The sequence below is a fragment of the Aquabacterium sp. genome (assembly GCF_004297345.1).
Taxonomy (GTDB): Bacteria; Pseudomonadota; Gammaproteobacteria; order Burkholderiales; family Burkholderiaceae_C; genus Aquabacterium.
Window position 1 is genome coordinate 1 of record NZ_SCTN01000601.1, and the last position, 2,663, is coordinate 2,663.

Below are 2,663 nucleotides of genomic sequence, written 5' to 3' on the forward strand. Positions count from 1 at the left end.
ACGCCAAGACAAAGTAAAGCCGTCGCAACGAGCATCCAAAGATCAGTTGTCACGAGTTTCTCCCATTGCTTGTTATTGCGGGCCTAACGCCATAGTTAACCGGCGACGGAGCACGAAGTGCGGAGGGTACCGCTACAGGCCATGAGAATGCCGAAGGCATGGCCTGTAGTGGCGTCCGCGTTGAACGACCAGTTAGGCTGGGGCGCGAAGGCACGGTGTTGGAGTCGCATGTTACGTGCAGAGGTGGTGTTTAACAACCATGGCGCGGGCAGCCGGAAAACAAGACGAGGCCAATGAAGATAGCAAACGACCATACAAACCAACTCACCGCGAATTGCTCTCGCCACGTGAACGTCTTTCTTGATTCACCATAGCGGCGAATTATTGGGAAACGACTCATGGCGAAGAGTAGCAAGTAGAAGCGAATTGGCCACACGGGCCTATCGACGCGACTGAAGCTGACTGTGCCCAACGCCAGCACGACGCCAGCCAAGCAAGCGATCATAAGCAACGCAATGTCGTGGGGCATTTGGCGAGCAACCCGAGAGGCCTAACGCCCTAGTTAACCGGCGCCGGAGCGCGAAGCGCGGAGGGTACCGCTACAGGCCATGAAAATGCCGAAGGCATGGCCTGTAGTGGCGTCCGCGTTGAACGACCAGTTAGGCTGCGGCGCGCAGGAGAGGGCGATGAAAACACTGACACCTTCCTTTTCTTATTAATGCGCAATTGGCTCAGGGCGCCTGGCGTTCAGCCATTGCCGCGCCAGTAAAGCAGTGCCAAGTGCGGGCAGCCAAACCCATAGAAGTTCAGACTTTACAACGGCAAACCCAGCAGGGCCAAAGACCCGCCGGAGGCTAAGAGGGGATGCTTCAATGACTTGGCACGGAAAGAAGTAGCGCTCATTCGTCCACGGCCACCAAATTGCAACTCCAAGGCCTCCGTTTGTCAGCATGTCGAGCAGACCGTGAGAGGCCGCCGAGAAGAAGACGAAAGCAAGCGCTTTCATTCGCGAGAAGCCAAGGCTTGGGGCTATTGTGCTCGCTAGCAACCCTAGAGCCAGCGCAATGAACAGAGAGTGGCTCGCTCCTCGGTGTCCGAGGTCGTGTGAGTATGCGATGTTTAAACGAAACGCCAGAACGTCAAGGTCTGGAAGCATCGACGCTACAACGCCGAGAGCAAGCAACTTTGAGTTGACTCGCCCTTTACCCAGGGCCAGTGCGGCCGCAATTGGGACTGCTGCGTGAGTGATTATGGTTGGCATGAAGGCCTAACGCCCTAGTTAACCGGCGCCGGAGCACGAAGTGCGGAGGGTACCGACACAGGCCATGAGAATGCCGAAGGCATGGCCTGTGTTGGCGTCCGCGTTGAACGACCAGTTAGGCTGGGGCGTGAAGTGGAATAGTGTTTTGGCCGGAGACATTGGTAATAAAGGGGCTCAAATTACTTCTTCACAAGTTCCGCATAGTTGATTCCGTCGATTGGCTGTAGGAGCATGAGCTTTCCATCGTTCATGGTTTTCATGTAATCAACGATGCCTGCGCCAATGGCTCCTCCGACAGCACCAGACACGATGGGGGCCTTGGGGGCTGTGCTTTCGACAATTGATTGTGTTTGTGTGGTGTCCATGGGGACCGCGTTGGCTGTCTTGTAGTAATACAGGCGATATTTTTTTGTGCCTGTGCTGTTGGTGACGTAGATGCCTCCCTGGTAGGTGTCCCGCAGGATTCGGAAGCAGTTGCCGGGACCTCGGTAGAACGTTCCATTCGAATCTTCGAGCTCGGCCTTGTAGTCACCGGGCGCCAAAGCGATTTGATCGTCCCGTAATGAAATTGCCTTGACATGCAGCACTTCGGTGCTAGTTGCTCTTTTAAGCGACGTTGGCTCGAGCGAGTCTGGTGCTGTGGCACAGCCGGTAACGATCAAAAGTATGCCCAGTAGAGAAACGAATTTTTTCATGTGACGCTGATGAGTGTTTGAAGAGGCCTAACGCCCAAGGTAAGCGGCGCCGGAGCCCGTAAGGGCGGAGGGTACCGACACTGGCCATGAAAATGGCGAAGCCATGGCCAGTGTTGGCGTCGGCTTGACCGCCCAGTTAGGCGCTGAATTTTCAGTTTCAGTATGGCACCGTATGGTTGCACTTGCGCTGGTGAATGAAGACGCGCCGCCGATTTTCATGTGTCAGTCCGCATGTGCGACCTGGGCTTGGCATTCGGAAAGAACTTGTTATCTATGACACGACAGACCCGCGGAAAGATAATGGCTAGTGACACCAGAAGTGCGGCAGAGAATCCGCCAAGCACCCCCAGACATATGCCAACGCCATGGATTGATGAGGATATATCTGTTTGGGTGCCAGATGGGCTATCGAGCCACTGGTTGGCTAGGTAGCCGCCAAGCAGTGCGAAGGGCAGAGATGCAAGACTTGCTAAAAAAGTGGAGACAACCAGCGACATAGAGTTTGCAAAAACAAATGCGGCCAGTGTTCGGGCGTGCCTGATCATCCGGAGCCTAACGCCCTAGTTAACCGGCGCCGGAGCGCGAAGCGCGGAGGGTACCAATACAGGCCATGAAAATGCCGAAGGCATGGCCTGTATTGGCGTCCGCGTTGAACGACCAGTTAGGCTGGTGAGCGCAGGAGAGGGTGTTGAAAACACGGAAACCTG

General features: G+C 55.3%; 2 protein-coding genes. Both read right to left on the reverse strand.

Translation table 11 applies throughout. From position 1 onward, the window contains the following. Positions 1-715: 715 nt before the first annotated feature. Complete coding sequence (locus EPO09_RS22375) at positions 716-1,261, reverse strand: metal-dependent hydrolase (RefSeq protein WP_367200105.1); 546 nt, start codon at positions 1,259-1,261, stop codon at positions 716-718. 179 nt (positions 1,262-1,440) lie between these two features. Next, entirely contained in the window at positions 1,441-1,956 is a 516-nt protein-coding gene (locus EPO09_RS21920; protein WP_290646702.1) for a lipoprotein, read from the reverse strand. Between the last annotated feature and the right edge of the window lie 707 nt (positions 1,957-2,663).

Coding starts and splice junctions, on each gene's coding strand:
- EPO09_RS22375 (WP_367200105.1), bottom strand. CDS start 1,261: ATGCCAACCATAATCACTCACGCAGCAGTCCCAATTGCGGCCGCACTG.
- EPO09_RS21920 (WP_290646702.1), bottom strand. CDS start 1,956: ATGAAAAAATTCGTTTCTCTACTGGGCATACTTTTGATCGTTACCGGC.